The following is a 19,013-nucleotide window of genomic DNA, read 5'->3' on the forward strand; positions in this document are numbered from 1 at the left end:
TTGTAAGAAGGGAAACGGTGGTCAAATCGAGAATCTATTAGAGCTATTAAATTTTTATACGGAGGAATGTTAGATGAACCAACAATATTTAGAACAATATGCCCGTTTAGTTGTGAAAACGGGTGTTAATGTACAAAAAGACCAAACACTTGTCATTTTTTCACCAATTGAAACAGCTGAATTTGCAAGGCTAATGGCCCAAATTGCCTATGATGAGGGGGCCAAGAATGTAGTAGTCAGATGGGAGGACGAGCAGCTATCAAAAATTAAATTCCTCTCTGCCCCAGACGAAACGTTAGAAACAGTACCTGAATGGCAAAAGGAATTCTATTTGTCGTATGCTAGAGAAGGAGCTGCTTTTGTCAACATTTACGCTGAAGATCCAGAATTGATGAAGGATGTCGATCCCGCGCGAATGATGAAGGCAAGTAAAGCCCTTGGTACTGCGATTAGAGAGTATCGTGAGCGACGGATGAACAATCAAAACCGTTGGGTGGTCGTATCAGTTCCAACTGCTGCATGGGCGAAAAAGGTTTTCCCAGAGGCGGTTTCTGAAACAGAAGCTATTCATCACTTATGGGAAGTAATATTTCAAGCGGTGCGCGCTGACCAAGAAAATCCGGTTGCAGCCTGGCAAGAGCACTGTCAAAATTTACGAAACCGTAGGCAATATTTTGCTGATAATCCAATGAAGTCTTTACATATTACTAATTCACTAGGAACAGACTTACACGTTGAGTTGCCAGAGGGTAATATTTGGCTCGGCGGTTCAGAGTATTCACCGGATGGGGTTGAGTTTGTGGCTAATATGCCGACAGAAGAGCTTTTCACCGTTCCGAAGAAAACAGGGGTGAATGGTAAGGTAGTAGCATCTATGCCATTAAACTATAACGGTAGTCTTATTGAAAATTTCTCACTAGAATTTAAGGATGGTAAAATTGTTTCCTTCCAAGCCGAAAAAGGCTATGATACGTTAAAAAATATTATCGAAACCGATGAGGGAGCAAGCTACCTAGGGGAATTAGCATTGGTGCCATATGATTCACCTATTTCAAATTTGAATATTTTATTTTTTAACACCTTATTTGACGAAAATGCATCCTGTCACCTAGCAATCGGTAAAGCCTACCCAGTTTGTCTGAAAAATGGTGACAAAATGAGTAAGGATGAGTTAGAGGTAGCTGGAGTCAATGATTCATTGACCCATGTAGACTTCATGTTCGGCACAGCCGACCTATCGATTGTCGGAACAAACATGGCTGGCAAAGAAGTCGCTATCTTTAAAGATGGGAATTTTGTAATTTAACTGGGTTAGGAGGTAACATGATGGAATTTATCTATATATTAAAACTCATCCCAAGACTTCTAACGGCAGAAAACTGGACCGAATCAGATAATAACTTAGTCAAGGAACATTTTCAAAGACTACTAAACCTAAAACACGAAAATAAGCTCATTCTAGCGGGAAAAACGGATAACTTGGACGAGACGACCTTCGGTATTGTGATTCTTCAGGTCGAAAACGAACAAGCTGCTCGAACCATTATGGAAAATGACCCAACTGTTAAATCTGGCATCATGACTGCTGAACTTTACCCTTACAGTGTTGCCATCTATAATGAGAAATTCAAAGTGGAGGGTGCGGCAGGGTCAATTAATCACAAGCAATTGGCAAGCCAATACTTTAATCAAGTATGGGATCTACTAGACTTATCGGAAAGAACAAAGGAACAAGAAGAGAATATGATCCACCTGGCTCATACTTCTTTTTGGCATTGGACTCAGGTTCCTGACCACACTGCAACCAATTTATCGATAGGCTATTGGCAGATATCAAGAGTCTATGCAGTTGCCAAAAATGGCGAACGCGCCAAATATTATGCTGAACGGTGTATCGAGGTAAGTGAAGATTCAAACATCCCGCCATTTTATATCGGCTATGGGTATGAAGCGTTAGTTAGGGCATGTGTTGTGCTAGAGCAATATGAAGAGGCAGAAAAAGCATATAATCTGGCTCAAAACTATGTAGAAAAAATAGTCATTGAGGATAGTAAAAAGATGCTAGTAAAGGATCTAGAGGAATTAAAAATAGGATAGCTATTCGGATAGGAAAGAGCATGAAAGCGAAAACGAGTCCGAAAAGGGCAGCTATTCGGACAGGGAAGAGCCCGAGATGGGTAATCGAGTCCGAACAGGGCAGCTATTCGGACAGGAAAGAGCCTGAAAAGCGAAATCGAGTCCGAATAGGGCAGCTATTCGGACAGGAAAGCACCCGAAAAGCGAAATCGAGTCCGAATAGGGCTGCCAATCGAGTCCGAACCGTACCGCGGTTCGGATAGGAAAGCACCTGAAAACCCGAACTCGAGTCCAAAAAAGAAAAATGCTGGATCTCGCATTCCACGGAGACCAGCATTTTTCTTTAAATTTGTACAGTTTCCTTAGCCATTGCCTTCGCGGCGACTACGGCCTTCGCCTTTGCTTTTTCCATAATTTCCGCCGCTTGTTTAGGAAAATGATCCATTCCCTCTGCAATCACTGGTTCCATGACCTCAAGGCCAAGGAAATCTAATGCATTTGTTAGGAAACGATCACCATTCTCAAGTTCAACCATACGTCCTGTTGTATAAATACCACCACGTGTTTGGATGTGGATCGCTTTCCGATTCGTTAAAAGACCTCTTGGGCCTTCAGGGGTATTGGTAAACGTTTTTTCTGCAATAAATAAATTGTCAAGAAATGCTTTTAAGACAGGTGGTGAACCGAGATTCCATAACGGTGTGACAAATACATAATAGTCGGCATTAATAAACTCCTCCGCCAATGCATGCATTTTCGTTAATTTGTCCTTTTCAGCATCCTTCAATTGATCAAACGGAACACCCATAAATGAGGTCTTGGCACGTGCGTATAAAAGGTCCATGTCTACATATGGAATATCCATTGAAAATAAATCCATTTCGATAATTTCTACATCAGGCTGTTCCTGCTTAAAGGTTTCCAAGAAAACCTGCCCAATTTGACGTCCTTTTGAAAGGGCGATATCTTTTTTCGGATTCACGGTAATATATAGCAGCCTCTTCATAGTAACCCCCGCCTTCTTTTTTTTAAGCATACTACAGATTTTATGTTCGAAGTTTCACGATTCTGTGAAAAAAATGAACATTATTTGAACAAACTGGGTGTCCGGTTTAAAAATAAAAAATTTTCAAAAATTCATGCAGGAATTTAGTCCCAAATAGAGAATATATCTTGAATGCAAATATTTATGAGGTGGTTGATATATGTCGTTTCGTCTTTTTGTCTTGCGGAGAGTTCTCCAAGCAATTCCATTATTATTTATTATCTCCATTATTTCTTATTTATTAATAGCATTAGCCCCTGGGGATGTCGTAGCGATGTTCGAGGATCCAGGTGCAGGACATTTGGCTGGCCTTGAGATACGGGAACGTATATTAGAAAGACTTGGTTTAGATGTGCCGATCCATATTCAATACTATAACTGGATGAAAGAAATTATCTTACATGCTAACTTTGGATTTTCCTTTCAAGATGGGCAACCAGTGATTCATAGAATTCTTGAAAGAATGCCTGCTACTCTTTGGTTAACGGTAACAGCAATGGTTCTTTCGTTGATTATTTCGATTCCAATTGGAGTGTACACTGCCGTAAAGAGAAATTCTTTTGCGGATTTCTTCTTTTCTTTTTATTCTTATTTGGGAATATCTTCACCGGCTTTTTTTGTGGCCCTTGTAGCCATCTTAGTTTTCAGCTTAAAATTAGGCTGGACTCCAGTAAGTGGAATGCGCGAAGTTTATGATCATTTTGAGATCATCGATCGCATCAAGCATTTGATTCTTCCGGCGACCGTTCTTGCTTTTGGAATGGTTGCAGGGAATACCCGCTTTATTCGGGCAAGTATGTTGGAGGTAATCAATCAGGATTATATCCAAACGGCCAGGTCAAAAGGATTAGCCGAATACTATGTTATCGTTAAGCATGCTCTTCGAAATGCATTAATTCCTATTATTACTGTAATAGCCTTACAGCTGCCGATGATTTTAGGAGGAGCCTTTATTATTGAACAAATCTTTGGTTGGCCAGGGATGGGGAGAATGGCCATTAATGCCGTCTTTGTCCGAGATTACCCACTCATAATGGGGACGACTATGTTAGCGTCCGTTGGAGTTATTTTATGTAATATGTTAGCTGATATATTGTACGCCGTGGTCGATCCACGGATCCGTTTCCAAAAATCTGAATAAACAGTACAAATGGATTTTGCTAAAGTTATGCACTTGGCAAAGTCCTTTTTTATTAAAGAAGCTTGCCGTAATTTTTGGATTTGCAATTAATCATTTAATAATAGTTGAAGTTTAATAGGAAATAGGTCATGTAAAAAGGATATATATTGAATGCGGCTTTTTTCTGAGGAGGGTAAATATGTCGTTTCGTTTGTTTGTATTGAGGAGGGTCCTGCAGGCTATCCCTTTATTATTTATTATCTCCATTATCTCTTATTTATTAATAAGCCTAGCACCAGGTGATGTCGTAGCTATGTTTGAAGATCCGGCTGCTTCTCATTTAGCTACGCAAGAGATACGAGATCGTGTATTAGAAAGACTAGGGTTGGATGTGCCCATCCATGTTCAGTACTACAATTGGATTAAAGGAATTATTCTTCACGGCAATTTTGGCTATTCATTTTTAGACGGCCAACCGGTTATTCATAAACTTCTCGAAAGGATTCCTGCTACCCTTTGGTTAACAGTAACAGCGATGATTCTTTCTTTGATTATTTCGATTCCGATTGGGGTTTACACAGCCGTAAAGAGAAATTCATTTGCTGATTTCTTCTTTTCCTTCTATTCCTATTTAGGAATTTCATCACCGGCTTTTTTCGTAGCTCTTGTGGCAATCTTAATTTTCAGCTTAAACTTAGGTTGGACCCCGGTAAGTGGAATGCGAGAAGTGTATGACCAATTTGTTATTATCGATCGAATAAAGCATCTGATTCTTCCGGCAACGGTATTAGCATTTGGAATGGTGGCAGGGAATACTCGATTTATTAGGGCAAGCATGTTAGAGGTTATTAATCAGGATTACATTCAAACGGCTCGTTCAAAAGGATTAGCTGAATACTTCGTAATCGTAAAGCATGCTCTTCGAAATGCATTAATTCCAATTATCACGGTGGTGGCTTTACAACTACCGATGATTTTGGGAGGGGCATTTATCATTGAACAAATTTTCGGTTGGCCAGGGATGGGGAGATTAGCCATTACCGCGGTCTTTACTCGGGACTATCCAATCATTATGGGCACAACATTATTAACATCAGTAGGCATTATTTTATGTAATATGTTTGCAGATATTTTGTATGCAATAGTTGATCCACGGGTACGTTTTCAAAAAACATTATAAAAATATAAAGGACTTTGCTGAGAATTATTCGGCAAAGTCCTTTTGTTTTGGATAATAATCGTTATGAATTCCTTATTTTCTTTGGTTTAACGTGCGAAATAATCCCATCATAATCGGTAATGTAAAATTCAACATTTGGCATGAAATCTATATAATTTTCGTTTCTTAATAGGTAGTAATTTACTTTGCGCAATGGGTCAAATGGCAACGTCGGAAATTCTTGATGATCCCTTCGGTAGGCATCCACCGCTTTTTGAATTTGGTCCATTAGAGGGGGAATGTCTTTTTCGTCTTCTTCAAAAATATCATACGTTTCCTTAGACATATAAAATTTTGTAGTGGGTGTTCCCTTCAAAATCGGCGCAAGGTTTTCGAAATTAATACTATGATCATCATCGACTAAAATCGTTCGATAGACCCCTTTTGGTAGACCCTCTGAATACTTTCGCACCGCATCACGAACCTCTTCTTTTGTTAAAACAATTTTGGGATATGCTTTTAAGGACGTTTCTTTGCCCTTTGATTTTTCGGCTGAGTTAGAAAATAGAAGGAAACCAATAAAAATGGCCAAAGCGATGAAACCCCAAAAAGCAATCATCATAATCCCACCTTCTTTCTACTTTTAAACTTCAGTTAACGAAAATCAAGCTGGAAGGAATGAGGTTACAACCTAAATAGTCCTCACTTATATTTTAGACAATTCAGACACTTTAGTCAAAGGTAGAGTGAGATGATGGTTACAATGATAATCAATGTCGATTGTAATAACTTAGACACAAACTCCCCGTTTCTAAGGGTTTTTTCCCCTTAGGATGGGGGAGTTCCCCTATACTTGAAAACACTCTCCCCCTCTTACAATTAAGGTAAGAAAAGCGAGTGTTATTTTTTTGAGGAGGATATACGATGCAGGCTAATACGTCTACAAATAAAAAAGCAGGAACAAATATCAACAATGCCTTTGCTTCCAAATTTGCCAAGTCCATGTTTTTAAGTGTATTGGGCTTAATTATTTTAAGTTTTATCGGTACCCGCATGTTCACCCATGTTGACTTAAACCTCTATGGTTATATGGTTGGAACCATAGTGTTCCTTGGCGGATTTTTCTACCGCTTTATTGCTTGGGGCGAAAGACCACCAACCAAGATCTTTATTAAAAAAGGAATCAAACTTCTTTTCCGAAAAAGCACTCCACAAACATCTGTTGAGCATTTAGTTACTTACCGCTTTATCTGGAATCGTGGGATTTGGCGTTGGGCACAGCATATATTAATCGGTGGCGGTTGTATTCTTTCTTGTTTTGTTACTTTCCCACTCGTATTTGGTTGGATGTATTTTACGATGGATGACAATGGCATGTACCATATCATCTTTATGGGTATTCAATTAATGACTGTACCGGCGGAAGGAATTATCGCACAACTGTCTTATAACGCGTTAAATATTACCGCTATTATGGTTATTGCAGGTGTTTGTATGGTTTTATACCGTCGTTTAAAAAACATGCAAGCTCGAGCAGAGCAAACTTTTATGTACGATTTTTTACCTTTATATATGTTGTTATTTGTCAGTTTAACAGGTTTAGCATTAACGTTTAGTAACATTTTTTTACATGGTTGGGGTCATCCGGTTATGTCCTTAATCCATCAATGGTCAGTTATTATCACACTAATCTATCTTCCATTTGGGAAGTTGGCCCATATTCCTTTCAGACCATTAAGTGTTTTTGCTAGAAATTATCGTGAGCACTATATGGAGCAAGCACCGAAAGCTTGTAAGAACTGTGGAAATCACTTTGTTTCAGTTGAACAAGCAAATGATGTAATCAATGTTCTTGGCATTAATGATATCGAATTTGCAAAGAAGGAAGGCTTCCACCTTGCTGAGCTTTGCTTACCATGTCGTCGTAAATTTAGAATCGCACAATTTTCAGGAGCACCTACACATCAGGTGAAGGTTAAGGAGGCAAACCAAAATGCAAGAGGTTAACTACAAAAACCCGAGAGATCATTTCTTTAAAGAAGTAGAAAACTTACATCATCCAGATGAAGAATTAGTGAAAACACACTGTAGCTACTGTGCCATGCAATGCGGTATGTACCTGCGTGTTAATACAAAAACAAACAAAATCATCGGTGTTGAGCCCCGTTATGATTGGCCAGTAACATTAGGGAAAATGTGTCCAAAAGGAGTTACCGCCTACCAGCAAGTAAACCATCAAGATCGAATCTTAAAACCATTAATCCGTGATGATCAGTCCCTTAAAGGAACAAAAAATGGTTTCCGTGAGGCAAGCTGGGAAGAGGCTTATGATTTAATTGTAAAAAAATTCCAGTATCTTCAAACGAATTATGGAAAAGATTCTCTATCTGTTTACGGTGGAGTATCAATGACAAATGAAAAGTGTTATTTAACTGGAAAGTTTGCGCGTGTAGGATTACAAACTCGTTATATCGACTATAACGGACGCTATTGTATGTCAAGTGCTGCCGGAGGATTAAATCGTTCTTTAGGAATTGATAGAGGTTCAACACTTCCTTGGACAGATATTCATGAAACAGATTGCTTATTTATTGCCGGAAGCAATACGGCAGAATGTCATCCGACATCAATGTTCCGTATTTGGGCAGTACAGGAGCGGGGCGGGTACCTAATTATCGCTGATCCTCGTGAAACGCCAATTGCTAGAAGAGCAGACGTTCACCTTGATTTAAGACCAGGGACAGACTTAGCATTGGCGAACGGAATTTTACACTTATTGATTAAAAATGGTCATGTCGATGAAGAATTCATTAAAAATCATACAAACGGCTTTGACGAAATGAAAGCTGTTGTTGAAGAGTTTACACCGGAATATACCAGCCAAATCACTGGAGTTGCTCCTGAGAAAATTATTCGTGCAGCAGAGCTTTACGGAAAAGCGCCGAATGCGATTGTGCTGTTCGCTCGTGGTATCGAGCAACAGGTTAAAGGTGTAGATAACGTTTCCGCCTATGTAAATATGGCTTTAATAACAGGAAACATTGGTCGTCCAAAGGCTGGAGTAGCAACGATTACGGGTCAAGGAAATGGTCAGGGCGGCCGTGAGCATGGTCAGAAAGCGGATGCTCTACCAGGTTACCGTAAAATTGCCAACCCTGAGCATGTAAAATACGTTGCAAGTGTTTGGGGGATTGAGCCAGAGGAAATGCCAAAAGAAGGTGTATCCGCTTATGAAATGTTCGGTTTAATGGAACAGAAAGTAATTCGTGGACTGTACTTACTATGTTCAAATCCGGCTGTTTCATCACCAAACTTAAATTATGTTCATCAACAACTGAAGAACTTAGATTTCATGGTTTGTGTCGATTTCTATCTGTCAGAATCAGCTGAATTTGCAGATGTCGTATTACCGACAACAACATGGGCTGAAGACGAAGGAACAACAACTAATGTCGAAGGTCGTACAATTAAAATCAATCGTGCGCAAATGCCTTTAGGTGAGTCAAAGCCTGACTGGTTAATCCAAGTGGAACTAGCTGAGCGTTTAGGGCGTGGGAAGTATTTTTCACATTTAAAAACAGCAAGAGATATTAATGATGAATTCCGCTTAGCTTCAAAGGGTGGTTACGCAGACTATTATGGAGCAACTTGGGAAAAAATCGAGCAACAAGACGGTGTCTTCTGGCCATGTAAGGACGAAAACGATCCAGGAACTCCACATATGTTTTTAGATAAGAAGTTTTATCATCCGGATGGGAAGGCGAAAATTTTCGCATTACCATATAGGCCATCAGCAGAAGAACCGGATCAAGAATATCCGTTACGCTTAACAACTGGCCGTGTCGTGTATCATTATCTATCAGGTAACCAAACGAGAAGAATTCAATTTTTACAAGATATGTGCCCAGAGCCATATGTAGAGGTACATCCGGAAACGGCAGCAAAATATAACATTTCCCATGAGGAAAGAGTTCGCCTATTCTCTCGTAGAGGAGAAGCGATTTATAAAGTGAAAATTACGGAAGCAATTCGTAAGGACACGGTATTTGTTCCGTACAGTTGGGGACATGAACTGTCTATTAACCAATTAACGATAGGTGCATTAGATCCGATTTCTAGAATGCCGGAATTTAAAGCATGTGCGGCTCAAATCGAAAAAATAGACTTAAAGAAGGTGAATTAAATGAACAAGAGGCTCTATTTAGAACTAGAAAATTGCGTAGGTTGCAGATCGTGTTTGGCAGCATGTACACAATGTGGTGGTCATGAAGAGCGTAACCGAAATTATGTATATGATGTGAACCCGTTAGTTAATACTCAGACTATGCCTCTTATGTGCCTTCACTGCGTGAATCCGGCATGTGCAAGAAGTTGTCCGGCACAGGCTATTCAAATTCATGAAACAGGAGCTGTTCTTTCGGCATTGGTCGAAAAATGTATTGGCTGTCAAAACTGTACAATTGCCTGTCCATATGGAATCCCGAAATTTGATACAGAGCAAAATTTAATGTATAAATGTGACCTATGTATTGACCGCAGTAAAGATGGTATCCCGCCAATGTGTGCGAGTGTTTGTCCGACAAACACGTTGCAATGGTTAACAGATGAGGAAATTGCCCAAAAACAAAAGCAATTTAATGTAAAAAATGATAAATGGGTAACTAGTGTTCATCTAGAAAATGAAACGAATGTACGAGTGAATCTTCCTGGTATTTTACAGGGAATCACAAAGTTGTATTAGAGGAGGGATTTTACAATGAAGGATAAAAATAACCGAATCCCGTTTGATGAAGATAATTATACGCATAATATAAACCGTAATAATGAACGAAAGTTAGACCGCCGTGGCTTTATGAAAACATTGGTAGGTGCAGCAGGTGTGTTCGCTGTATCCTCCCTTCCTTGGGGAGCGGTTGCTTCGAAAGAGCTACTTGGGTTAGGCAATAAAGAGTATCCACATCAAAAAATTGCTGATCTTGACAAGGTGGCCATTGGTGATGCAGTCGAGTTTTCCTTTCCTGGTGAGCATGATAGTGCCCTGTTAATTCGCCTTGGGGATAATAAGTTTGTCGCTTATCAGAATGCTTGTACACATTTAAGATGCCCTGTATTTTGGGTGAAGGATAAAAATGAAATGATTTGTCCATGTCACCATGGCAAATTTGATGTCGAAACGGGGGCGCCAACCGCAGGGCCACCAAGAAGACCGTTGCCGGGTATCGAAGTGGAAGTTAAAGATGGTGCAATTTATGCAGTTAGGGTGAAGCGTTATGAAGCGTAGTAATCTAAGTCTGGCGATTCTTTGTGGGATTCTATTACTGAATATCGTGTTTACGCAAAAAATGGTTCACCAATTTTTTTATGAAAATTATGTGCAAACATTAGTATACATGGGCTTAAATATCGTGCTATTCCCCATTGCTTTGTACGTTTATAAACGCGATCAACGAAAAGCGTAAAGCGCTAATTTTTAGGCGACAAGCTTAAGACGAGCGTTGCAGAAGGCGGTTTTTGCCTTCTGAAGTGATTGGCTTAAGACCTCGAGCCGATGGCGCTTGGAGCTAGACAATAGAAAAAAGGTGGTGAGCGGGCGTGAATAGTGAGGCATATTTAGATTTATGTTTTGTCCGGGAACAGCAAGGCGGATTTTCCAGAGAAATCGATAGCTTGTTGAAAGAAGTTTTTCAAGGAATCCGCTTGAACTGGTACCTGGATGAAAAAACGGCTGAAGGTGCTGACATTGTTGTGGCTGAAGTGAAAGGGATGGCTCCTTGGCAGTCGGAAGAGGATACGATTCATTATTTAGAGGAAAAAGCGGGCGATGCGTTTTGGCAGTATTTGCAGGGCTACCAACTATACATCTACCCGAATCATCCGAAAAAGGGATGTGGCAGCTGTGGAACTCATTAAAGGGTTAGAGCCATTTGTTGGTGAAAAAATTGAAGTGGCCATCCATGATGCGCAAGAGGATATGCAGCCGCCTTGGGTGGAGAAGAAAATCAAAAAGCTTGAGCTTTGCCCGGATGGGACGCATTTACGGATTTATTTTGACACGTTTTATTTTTTCGCTGTGCCATTAACGAGTAGTGTTAGCGTGAGCGAACATAATTGGTCTGCTTATGATATGGAAAGTGGACTGTACTATTTAATTCGGAAAATATAAGGTAGGGAAGGAGGAGGTTTATTATGGGATCATTTTTACCAGATAAACAAAAAATCAGCTCTTATATCATTCAATCTCAAGAAGAAGAAATCAAACGGATTGCCTTAGAGCTGCATGAGGGTGTTGCTCAATCGTTATTCAGCATGTTTACCGGTTTGCAATTTGTTGAAGCCAGTGTCGAGCAATCACACTTAAAATCCTATATAAAAGAGATGTCTCAAATAATGGAAAAGACGATTCAGGAGATTCGCCTTTTATCCGTTGAACTTCATCCTCCGACTCTAACAACCTTAGGACTACTCCCGGCGATGAAAAGCTATGTGAAACTTTATACCTCCACTTTTGGGATCGAGGTGGAGATAGAATCAAGAGGTGTGGAAAAGCCAATTGCAAACGAGAGCTCGATTGCCATTTTTCGCGTCTGCCAAGAGGCTTTATCGAATATTGCCAAGTATGCCGATACGTCTAATGTGAAAATGTCGATAGATTGGTCCCCTGAACGCCTTCAGGTGCTAATTAATGATTTTGGCAAAGGTTTTGAAATAGGTAAAATAGAATCCTATGGTTTGGCGGCAATGAAAGAGCGCATGGTTCTCATTGGCGGTGATTGTGTGATATCCTCTAAAATAGGAGAAGGAACATCAATTGAAATTTCTCTTCCATTAGAAGTTGAAGAGGAAAAAAGGGAGAGTTTACCTTGATCAGAATACTATTAGTGGATGATCACGCCGTTGTACGAATGGGGTTAAAAATGCTCCTAAATGCCAATCCCGAAATGGAAGTAGTCGGTGAAGCTTCAGAGGGAAATGAAGGAATTGAAATGGCGCTGGAGCTTTTACCAAATGTCGTTGTGATGGATTTAAGTATGCCTCATGGAAAAGATGGCCTATCGGCAACCTCGGAATTAAAAAAACGGATGCCTGAAGTCAATATTTTAATCTTAACGATGCATGATGACGAAGAATATTTGTTTAGAGCGATACAGGCTGGCGCCTCAGGTTGTATTTTAAAAAGTGCACCACATAACGAGTTGCTGACAGCGATAAAAGGGGTATCTAGAGGGGATGCTTATTTACATCCATCGGCAACCAAACGGTTAATGGAAGAATACTTAGGCGGAATTAAAAACGGCCATGCACCAGATAGCTTTCAACTATTGTCTGATCGTGAAAAAGAGGTCTTAACATTGATTGCGAAGGGTTTTTCAAATAAAGAGATTGCTGAACAACTCGTTATTAGTGTGAAGACGGTAGAGACCCACAAGGGAAATCTGATGGAAAAGCTACAAATGAAAACACGACCTGAGTTAGTCGACTTTGCTTTGAAAAAGGGGTTATTGGGCTATGGTTTATAAAGGGTTTGGTTTTAGATGGAAGAATTAAAGAAGTGTTCGATAGCGGTCCAAACCTGTTCCAGCCTGCTAAAGAATTTGGAGGCAGAGTTCGTTGGCTTAGCGATCCAAAACGAGGTTGGTCCAGACGTTCGCTGGCATTGTGCTGCTGGAAATTCAAATGATAAATACAAAAGAATAACAGTTCGTTACGGGAAAGGTATTGCAGGAAGAGTGATTTCAAGTGGCAGTCCAATGATGATAACGAGTTTTCCTGAGAATGTATTAGGGAAAATTACCGATTATCCGATCATGCTTGCTGAGAAATTAGTCTCTTCGTATGCAGTGCCGTTATTTTTTAATGGGATTCCTAAAGGGGTTTTGTTAGTTGGCCATCGTAGTGAGTATGTTTTTTCGGATGAAAAGCAGAAACTTGTCAAAAAGACAGCACTTTTTTTAGAAGAGGCCATTAAAGGCCATATGCATTTATAAATTGGGAGGCCAACCACTTATGAGACAGGAAGAAAACCTAAAAATGGACATGGCTAGCTCTCCGAATTCTTATGTTGAGGTTGTGGATGAATTAAAAAAATCGATGCAGGAATTGGTAGACTTTAAGTTTGCGTTAGATGAATCATCGATTGTGGCGATAACGGACGAAAAAGGAATGATTAAGTATGTAAACGATCATTTTTGTCTAACCTCTCAATACTCACGCGAGGAATTGTTAGGAAATGACCACCGTATTGTGAACTCTGGCTATCATTCACGTGAGTTTTTTAAAGAAATGTGGCGAACGATTGGATCTGGACAGGTTTGGAAGGGAGAAATTCGCAATCGTGCAAAGGATGGTACCATCTATTGGGTGGACACGACAATTGTTCCGTTTTTAAAAGAAAATGGTCGTCCTTATCAATATTTATCGATTCGGTATGAGATTACTGATCGAAAACGGGTTGAGGAAGAACTACAGAAGATGATGACCCGCATTATCAATGTTCAAGAGGATGAGCGGAAACGGCTATCACGCAATCTTCATGACGGAATCGGTCAGAATTTGTATAGCCATCTAATTACGATTCATCGTTTGAAGGCTGAGATGGAACATCCTTTGTTGGATCAGATGTTGGTGGAAGCCGAGGAGCTGATTGAGGAAGTTCGTGACATTTCATGGGAACTCCGACCATCGGTACTGGATGATCTTGGATTAATCCCTGCCATACGATCGTTTTTGAATCGTTATTCGGATCATTATCATATTGATGTTCTATTTGATTGTGCATTGAGCGGCCGATTAAGCTATAATGTCGAAACCACGATTTACCGAGTGATTCAAGAATCGTTAACGAACATTCGAAAATACGCTGAAGTGAGTGAAGCAGCCGTGACGATAAGGGAAATGGACGATACCATTCGCGTCATGATTGAAGACCTTGGAAAAGGGTTTGTAATAGACGAGGAGACAAGAGGAGTCGGTCTCTTCAGTATGGAAGAACGCGCACGCTCCGTCGGCGGCTCCATACATATCAGCTCCGAACCCGGCAAAGGCACCAAAATCATCCTCGAAATCCCTAAGTCAGAGAACAAACACTAAAACACTTTAGCACTTTAAAGCATGTGGGGACAGTCCCTACATGCTTTAAAGCGCTAAAGGGGGATGATGTTTAATAATAGTTTCTCATGAGTTCTGTTGCCCATTGGGGTTGGATTGTCGGTTCCACTGGGGCAAATTCTTTCATGTATGGCTTAAGGTCAACAACTGGGGTGCCGTCAATGGCATCTAATGATTGCACGGTGATGGTTAGTCCTTCTACTTTTAAGATTTTACAAACTGAGGCACCTAGTAAATTTGGACGGTTTTTCCCGCGTTGGCTAAAGATACCCACCTTTGGCCACTCTGGATTATTGCGCGGATGGCGTGCACCTGTTTCGATTTTGCTCTGATCGACCTTATGGAAGTGGAAGATAACCTCTAGATGCGAAAAATCTGCTAGTCCATAAACAACTTCCTCTGTAAATTGTTCTCCTTCTAAGACAATGGTAGAAATATTTTCTCCCCAATCATCATCTTTAATCTCCGAACGAGTGGTTTGAACAACCCCGATTGGTTTTATTGTAATTACGTTCATAGCACGCTACCTCCTTTTGGACCCATTATACAATTATTTCCACTTAGATTGAAAGTTTGATAGTTTGATGAACTCTTTTTGTATACTTTGTGGAGATTTATAAAATAGAGATATACATCACACATTTTGCCACCTGTGTTTTCTATAGTGAAGTAAATAGAATGCTAGGAGGAGTGTGGGGAATGAAATCAATGCTCTGGCATAAAAGGCAGTTTAAACGCAAGCCTGTTCAATATGTACGAATGGGTGTACAAATAGCCTTCAGTTTGTTTTTAGTGTATGTCGGATATCGCTTTTATCAGTTTTATAATCATTTTGCGTCTATAGGATTGGAACCGTATGTTGAGAAACCACCAGCAGTGGAGGGGTTTTTACCAATCAGTGCGCTGGTTGCTTTAAAGGTGTGGTTATTAGCTGGTGAGTTTGACCGAATCCATCCAGCGGGTCTATTGTTATTTACGTTTTTTGTTGGCTCGGGGATACTTTTCCGCAAGACCTTCTGCAGTTGGATTTGTCCCATTGGGACGATAAGTGAATGGATAGCTAAGCTTGGGAAAATGATTTTTAGAAGAAATTTTGACATCCCAAAGTGGCTTACCTGGCTGCTGTTACCTTTAAAATATTTTTTGCTATACTTCTTTGCGAAAATGATCATTTTTGATATGCCTTTATACTTTGCTTGGGACTTTCTGCAAAGTCCTTATAATAAGGTATCGGATGTAAAAATGTTGTTATTCTTCTTACAGCTCGGTGGGTTAACTTTAAAGGTTATATTAATTGTGTTTATCCTTTCTTTGTTCTTTCCGAATTTTTGGTGCCGCTTTTTATGCCCATATGGGGCGATGATTGGACTGGGGTCGGTATTTGGGGTTACAAAAATTAAACGGAATAGAGAGACTTGTATTGATTGCCAGGCATGCACTCGCGTGTGTCCGCAGCGAATTAGGGTCCATGAGAAAAAGGCAGTACTAACACCAGACTGTACGGCATGTATGTCCTGTGTCGAAGCATGCCCGGTTAAAGATACCCTCAACATGACAGTAGCAACAAAAAAGGTAAACAAATGGTTAATTCCGGTAGTTTTCTTCGGTCTATTCTTCCTAATGGTAGTGATAGCCAAACTAACAGGAAACTGGAACACCAACATCACCTACGAAGAATTCAAACAACTCATCCCATACATCAACTCAATAGGACATTAACGCGTTAAAGCGGTGGGGGACAGTCCCGCAGTACTTCACCGCGTTAAAGTGCTGCGGGACTGTTCTATCTTATTTAAAGGACGGAGTGCCTTTAAATGTATGCCACATGCTTTAACGAGCTAAGGGGGACAGTCTCGTTTTTTGGCTTTTTTCCATATGATGGGTAGGAGTGAGGGTGTAAGAGGGGGATGGAGATGTTTTTTGAGGACTTACGTCGTGCTTTACCGGAAGGGGCACGGCTTTTATGGGATGATTGGCAAATGCAACCGGCAGTTTCCTTGAATAATGTAAATCAGGACGGAAAAAAGGAAATGCTAATCACTTATCGACTGAGAGATGAAATTTACACAACGATTTTTATCCACGATGAGACAAACTGGTATGCGTCCACAACGACAAAAGGAACCCTTCCATTTCGGGTAAGAGGAATTAATTTATTTCCTGCTGTGGTTAAAGGGGTAGGTGGAAATAGGTGGGGCTATATTAATCATAAGGGGAAATTTGTAACGCCACTAAAATATGAGGATGCTGGAGATTTCCAAATAAACGGTCTAGCAGTCGTAAAAATTAGAGGGAAGTATGGCTTAATTAATCAGTATGGACAATTCATTGTACATCCGAAATATGATTCGATTAATCCATTTTTCGAGGGGCGAGCTACGGTCATTGATGACAAAGGTTTTAAAGTGATCAATGAACGAGGAAGAGTATTAACGAAGAAAGCCTATAGCTTTATCGGAAATTATCAAAACGGAAGAGCGTTGTTTTCTGGAACAAACGAGGAAAATCAATATTTATATGGCTACTTAACTAAACAAGGCAAAGAGGTTGTTCCTCTTCGATACCAATCAGCGACCAATTTTTCTAATGGGAAAGCTGTCGTGAAAAAGCAGGACGGCTACTATCAATTAATCAATCTAAGTGGAAAGACTTTGAACACATACGACCAAGCCTTCGTTGGCGAACTGAGTGAAGGACTTATGACTTTCCAACAAGAAAATGGTGGAAAGTTTGGTTTTATGAACGAACAAGGTGAAACCATCATTGAACCAGCCTTCACAGGTGCTCAGGCTTTTCGGAATGGCAGAGCTATTGTAAATACAGATAGGCAATACGGTTTTCAGTACGGTTTAATTGATCGAACAGGTAAATTGACTATTCAACCAATCTATAATGATATCAAGATGCTTGGCGAAAACCGCGTAGCTCTTGGAAAGGCAGTTGAGGAAACTGCCCCATTTAAAGGCTCTAAATATGCGATTGCTGATATTGATGGTAATATCCTAACCGATTTTAAATTTTTTAATGTGCAGGCTTATCAAAATGGTTACGCATCCGCTACAGACGGAATCCACACCTTTTTCCTTGATAAAAGTGGCCACGTTGCCAAGGGATTACCTATTGTGAAAGGAAATGGCACATTGACATTTGAAGGGGAACTTATAAAAGCAAATATCGACATGAGGTTAAAATACAATAATTTGAAAGGGTTATTAGTCTGGTCACAAAATCAAGTGATTCGAATAGATCACCGTTTCCGCGTAGTTGAAAGAAAGTTTAATCCAAATAAAGATTATTTAGTGTACTACCCGGAAGTACACGGAATGCGGTTTCCAGCTGCACAAAAAAAGGTGAACCAAAGACTTGCAGAACTTTCAGCTGTAAAGGAAATGAATCCATCGAAACCGTTGGACTCTAGCTATACAGGAGATTTTGAAGTTCCTTTTTTTAGAAAGCGATTAATTATTTTCGAATTAAACGGCTATCATTATCCTTTTGGAGCGGCTCACGGAATGCCATCCAAAATCTACGCCCATGTAGATTTGGAGAGCGGTGCGTTTTACGCGTTAAAGGATCTATTCAAGCAAGGCAGCCCATATGTTAAAGTACTGAGTGACATCATTGGAGAACAAATCAAAACAGACCCACAGTATTCCTATGTGTTTCGGGATTCCTATAAAGGGATTGCACCACACCAGCCATTCTATGTCGATGACAACAATCTATACATCTACTTCACACCCTACGAAATCGCCCCATACGCAGCAGGATTCCCAACCTTCAAAATCCCTTATAACGAAATCGACACCATCATCAACAAAGAAGGACCATTCTGGCGCGCCTTCCACTGAACTACATTAACGCATTAACGCGACCGGGGACTGTCCCCGGTCGCGTTAATGCGTTAATGGGGTGAAGTGGTATTTTTGTTTTTGCGAGTCTTTTGGGAAGGGAATTGCGTCTATTTTATTGAAGTAATGTTTAGGTATAGAAGGGGGGATGTTTAATGTTATTTCGCCAAGCAATGCTTGAAGATGCATTTCAATTTGCAGAGTTAATTCATCAGGTGGAGAATTCCTCCAATTATATGCTTTTTAACCCAGGGGAGAGAAAAAAAGACCCGGAGGCTCGTCGTAAGATGCTTCAAGCTTTTCAGGATAAAAGCAATTCAGCTATTTTTGTCTGTGAAGATGTAGAGGAACTTATCGGTTATTTAATAGCGGATGGTGGATTTGCAGAGAAGAATAAACACTCTGCCTACCTGGTTGTCGGAATCTCCCCGGGGTATCGGGGGCGTGGAATTGGGAAGAGGTTATTTGAAGAGTTATTTAAATGGGCAGACCAACAGCAAATTCATCGCTTAGAGCTAACGGTTGTTTCAGAAAATCACCAGGCTCTTGCTCTCTACAAAAAAATGGGATTCCAAATAGAAGGCACAAAACGGGATTCGTTAAAGATTAATGATAAATATGTAAATGAGTACTATATGTCCAAACTTTTATAAAATA

General features: G+C 40.2%; 21 protein-coding genes. 18 read left to right on the forward strand and 3 right to left on the reverse strand.

Annotated features, from left to right (window positions below):
• Positions 1-73: 73 nt before the first annotated feature.
• Together ACX9YW_RS04460 and ACX9YW_RS04465 are read left to right on the forward strand one after the other, a co-directional pair.
• On the forward strand, positions 74-1,306 hold the full coding sequence (locus ACX9YW_RS04460; protein ID WP_460342417.1) for an aminopeptidase: 1,233 nt from the start codon (positions 74-76) through the stop codon (positions 1,304-1,306).
• A gap of 17 nt (positions 1,307-1,323) precedes the next feature.
• Positions 1,324-2,097: a YciI family protein gene (locus tag ACX9YW_RS04465; RefSeq protein ID WP_460342420.1), complete on the forward strand. Its 774-nt coding sequence runs from the start codon at positions 1,324-1,326 to the stop codon at positions 2,095-2,097.
• Positions 2,098-2,419: 322 nt separating this feature from the next.
• Here ACX9YW_RS04465 and ACX9YW_RS04470 read toward each other — a convergent pair whose 3' ends face one another.
• Positions 2,420-3,082 (reverse strand): FMN-dependent NADH-azoreductase, encoded by a 663-nt coding sequence (locus ACX9YW_RS04470; protein WP_460342423.1) that lies wholly within the window; start codon positions 3,080-3,082, stop codon positions 2,420-2,422.
• Between the two features lie 199 nt (positions 3,083-3,281).
• Between ACX9YW_RS04470 and ACX9YW_RS04475 the strand changes: the two genes are divergently transcribed.
• Together ACX9YW_RS04475 and ACX9YW_RS04480 are read left to right on the forward strand one after the other, a co-directional pair.
• Positions 3,282-4,262, forward strand: coding sequence for an ABC transporter permease (locus ACX9YW_RS04475; RefSeq protein WP_460342426.1), 981 nt, complete (start codon positions 3,282-3,284; stop codon positions 4,260-4,262).
• A gap of 178 nt (positions 4,263-4,440) precedes the next feature.
• Entirely contained in the window at positions 4,441-5,421 is a 981-nt protein-coding gene (locus ACX9YW_RS04480; RefSeq protein WP_460342429.1) for an ABC transporter permease, read from the forward strand.
• A gap of 61 nt (positions 5,422-5,482) precedes the next feature.
• Here the strand turns inward: ACX9YW_RS04480 and ACX9YW_RS04485 are convergent, their stop codons facing one another.
• A complete protein-coding gene (locus ACX9YW_RS04485) occupies positions 5,483-6,022 on the reverse strand; it encodes a DUF3939 domain-containing protein (protein WP_460342431.1) in 540 nt (179 codons plus the stop codon).
• A gap of 302 nt (positions 6,023-6,324) precedes the next feature.
• Between ACX9YW_RS04485 and ACX9YW_RS04490 the strand changes: the two genes are divergently transcribed.
• The 11 genes from ACX9YW_RS04490 to ACX9YW_RS04540 all read left to right on the forward strand — a co-directional run bounded on the left by ACX9YW_RS04490 (position 6,325) and on the right by ACX9YW_RS04540 (position 14,487).
• Positions 6,325-7,407: a hypothetical protein gene (locus ACX9YW_RS04490; RefSeq protein WP_460342434.1), complete on the forward strand. Its 1,083-nt coding sequence runs from the start codon at positions 6,325-6,327 to the stop codon at positions 7,405-7,407.
• Positions 7,394-9,583 carry a molybdopterin oxidoreductase family protein gene (locus ACX9YW_RS04495; protein WP_460342437.1) on the forward strand — a complete coding sequence of 730 codons (2,190 nt, stop codon included), beginning with the start codon at positions 7,394-7,396 and terminating at the stop codon, positions 9,581-9,583. Before ACX9YW_RS04490 ends, ACX9YW_RS04495 begins: the two co-directional genes overlap by 14 nt.
• Positions 9,584-10,141 (forward strand): 4Fe-4S dicluster domain-containing protein, encoded by a 558-nt coding sequence (locus ACX9YW_RS04500; protein WP_460342440.1) that lies wholly within the window; start codon positions 9,584-9,586, stop codon positions 10,139-10,141.
• Positions 10,142-10,156: 15 nt separating this feature from the next.
• Positions 10,157-10,681: a Rieske (2Fe-2S) protein gene (locus ACX9YW_RS04505; protein WP_460342443.1), complete on the forward strand. Its 525-nt coding sequence runs from the start codon at positions 10,157-10,159 to the stop codon at positions 10,679-10,681.
• Positions 10,671-10,859 (forward strand): hypothetical protein, encoded by a 189-nt coding sequence (locus tag ACX9YW_RS04510; RefSeq protein WP_460342446.1) that lies wholly within the window; start codon positions 10,671-10,673, stop codon positions 10,857-10,859. The genes ACX9YW_RS04505 and ACX9YW_RS04510 overlap by 11 nt, the downstream gene beginning before the upstream one ends.
• Before the next feature lie 133 nt (positions 10,860-10,992).
• Positions 10,993-11,310 carry a hypothetical protein gene (locus tag ACX9YW_RS04515; RefSeq protein WP_460342449.1) on the forward strand — a complete coding sequence of 106 codons (318 nt, stop codon included), beginning with the start codon at positions 10,993-10,995 and terminating at the stop codon, positions 11,308-11,310.
• On the forward strand, positions 11,297-11,563 hold the full coding sequence (locus tag ACX9YW_RS04520) for a hypothetical protein (RefSeq protein WP_460342452.1): 267 nt from the start codon (positions 11,297-11,299) through the stop codon (positions 11,561-11,563). Before ACX9YW_RS04515 ends, ACX9YW_RS04520 begins: the two co-directional genes overlap by 14 nt.
• 23 nt (positions 11,564-11,586) lie before the next feature.
• The gene (locus ACX9YW_RS04525; protein WP_460342455.1) at positions 11,587-12,264 is read left to right on the forward strand and encodes a sensor histidine kinase; all 678 of its coding nucleotides are present in this window, start codon (positions 11,587-11,589) and stop codon (positions 12,262-12,264) included.
• Complete coding sequence (locus tag ACX9YW_RS04530) at positions 12,261-12,917, forward strand: response regulator (protein ID WP_460342458.1); 657 nt, start codon at positions 12,261-12,263, stop codon at positions 12,915-12,917. The genes ACX9YW_RS04525 and ACX9YW_RS04530 overlap by 4 nt, the downstream gene beginning before the upstream one ends.
• Positions 12,918-12,932: 15 nt before the next feature.
• A complete protein-coding gene (locus tag ACX9YW_RS04535) occupies positions 12,933-13,385 on the forward strand; it encodes a GAF domain-containing protein (RefSeq protein WP_460342461.1) in 453 nt (150 codons plus the stop codon).
• A gap of 19 nt (positions 13,386-13,404) precedes the next feature.
• Positions 13,405-14,487 (forward strand): PAS domain-containing sensor histidine kinase, encoded by a 1,083-nt coding sequence (locus ACX9YW_RS04540; protein ID WP_460342464.1) that lies wholly within the window; start codon positions 13,405-13,407, stop codon positions 14,485-14,487.
• A 70-nt stretch (positions 14,488-14,557) separates the two neighbouring features.
• Here the strand turns inward: ACX9YW_RS04540 and ACX9YW_RS04545 are convergent, their stop codons facing one another.
• Positions 14,558-15,022: an SAM-dependent methyltransferase gene (locus tag ACX9YW_RS04545; RefSeq protein WP_460342467.1), complete on the reverse strand. Its 465-nt coding sequence runs from the start codon at positions 15,020-15,022 to the stop codon at positions 14,558-14,560.
• Between the two features lie 182 nt (positions 15,023-15,204).
• Here ACX9YW_RS04545 and ACX9YW_RS04550 point away from each other — a divergent pair, with 182 nt between their 5' ends.
• The 3 genes from ACX9YW_RS04550 (at position 15,205) to ACX9YW_RS04560 (ending at position 19,009) form a co-directional block, all read left to right on the forward strand.
• On the forward strand, positions 15,205-16,224 hold the full coding sequence (locus ACX9YW_RS04550) for a 4Fe-4S binding protein (protein ID WP_460342470.1): 1,020 nt from the start codon (positions 15,205-15,207) through the stop codon (positions 16,222-16,224).
• A 194-nt stretch (positions 16,225-16,418) separates the two neighbouring features.
• A complete protein-coding gene (locus tag ACX9YW_RS04555; protein WP_460342473.1) occupies positions 16,419-18,356 on the forward strand; it encodes a WG repeat-containing protein in 1,938 nt (645 codons plus the stop codon).
• Positions 18,357-18,511: 155 nt separating this feature from the next.
• Complete coding sequence (locus ACX9YW_RS04560; protein WP_460342476.1) at positions 18,512-19,009, forward strand: GNAT family N-acetyltransferase; 498 nt, start codon at positions 18,512-18,514, stop codon at positions 19,007-19,009.
• Positions 19,010-19,013 lie beyond the last annotated feature (4 nt).

The organism is Pseudoneobacillus rhizolycopersici, assembly GCF_054786815.1.

Excerpts from the sequence above, each read along its gene's own strand:
- ACX9YW_RS04485 (WP_460342431.1), bottom strand. The coding sequence starts at position 6,022 with ATGATGATTGCTTTTTGGGGTTTCATCGCTTTGGCCATTTTTATTGGT.
- ACX9YW_RS04550 (WP_460342470.1), top strand. The coding sequence starts at position 15,205 with ATGAAATCAATGCTCTGGCATAAAAGGCAGTTTAAACGCAAGCCTGTT.
- ACX9YW_RS04560 (WP_460342476.1), top strand. The coding sequence starts at position 18,512 with ATGTTATTTCGCCAAGCAATGCTTGAAGATGCATTTCAATTTGCAGAG.
- ACX9YW_RS04495 (WP_460342437.1), top strand. The coding sequence starts at position 7,394 with ATGCAAGAGGTTAACTACAAAAACCCGAGAGATCATTTCTTTAAAGAA.
- ACX9YW_RS04540 (WP_460342464.1), top strand. The coding sequence starts at position 13,405 with ATGAGACAGGAAGAAAACCTAAAAATGGACATGGCTAGCTCTCCGAAT.
- ACX9YW_RS04510 (WP_460342446.1), top strand. The coding sequence starts at position 10,671 with ATGAAGCGTAGTAATCTAAGTCTGGCGATTCTTTGTGGGATTCTATTA.
- ACX9YW_RS04475 (WP_460342426.1), top strand. The coding sequence starts at position 3,282 with ATGTCGTTTCGTCTTTTTGTCTTGCGGAGAGTTCTCCAAGCAATTCCA.
- ACX9YW_RS04555 (WP_460342473.1), top strand. The coding sequence starts at position 16,419 with ATGTTTTTTGAGGACTTACGTCGTGCTTTACCGGAAGGGGCACGGCTT.
- ACX9YW_RS04525 (WP_460342455.1), top strand. The coding sequence starts at position 11,587 with ATGGGATCATTTTTACCAGATAAACAAAAAATCAGCTCTTATATCATT.
- ACX9YW_RS04535 (WP_460342461.1), top strand. The coding sequence starts at position 12,933 with ATGGAAGAATTAAAGAAGTGTTCGATAGCGGTCCAAACCTGTTCCAGC.
- ACX9YW_RS04545 (WP_460342467.1), bottom strand. The coding sequence starts at position 15,022 with ATGAACGTAATTACAATAAAACCAATCGGGGTTGTTCAAACCACTCGT.
- ACX9YW_RS04500 (WP_460342440.1), top strand. The coding sequence starts at position 9,584 with ATGAACAAGAGGCTCTATTTAGAACTAGAAAATTGCGTAGGTTGCAGA.
- ACX9YW_RS04470 (WP_460342423.1), bottom strand. The coding sequence starts at position 3,082 with ATGAAGAGGCTGCTATATATTACCGTGAATCCGAAAAAAGATATCGCC.
- ACX9YW_RS04460 (WP_460342417.1), top strand. The coding sequence starts at position 74 with ATGAACCAACAATATTTAGAACAATATGCCCGTTTAGTTGTGAAAACG.
- ACX9YW_RS04490 (WP_460342434.1), top strand. The coding sequence starts at position 6,325 with ATGCAGGCTAATACGTCTACAAATAAAAAAGCAGGAACAAATATCAAC.
- ACX9YW_RS04505 (WP_460342443.1), top strand. The coding sequence starts at position 10,157 with ATGAAGGATAAAAATAACCGAATCCCGTTTGATGAAGATAATTATACG.
- ACX9YW_RS04465 (WP_460342420.1), top strand. The coding sequence starts at position 1,324 with ATGATGGAATTTATCTATATATTAAAACTCATCCCAAGACTTCTAACG.
- ACX9YW_RS04480 (WP_460342429.1), top strand. The coding sequence starts at position 4,441 with ATGTCGTTTCGTTTGTTTGTATTGAGGAGGGTCCTGCAGGCTATCCCT.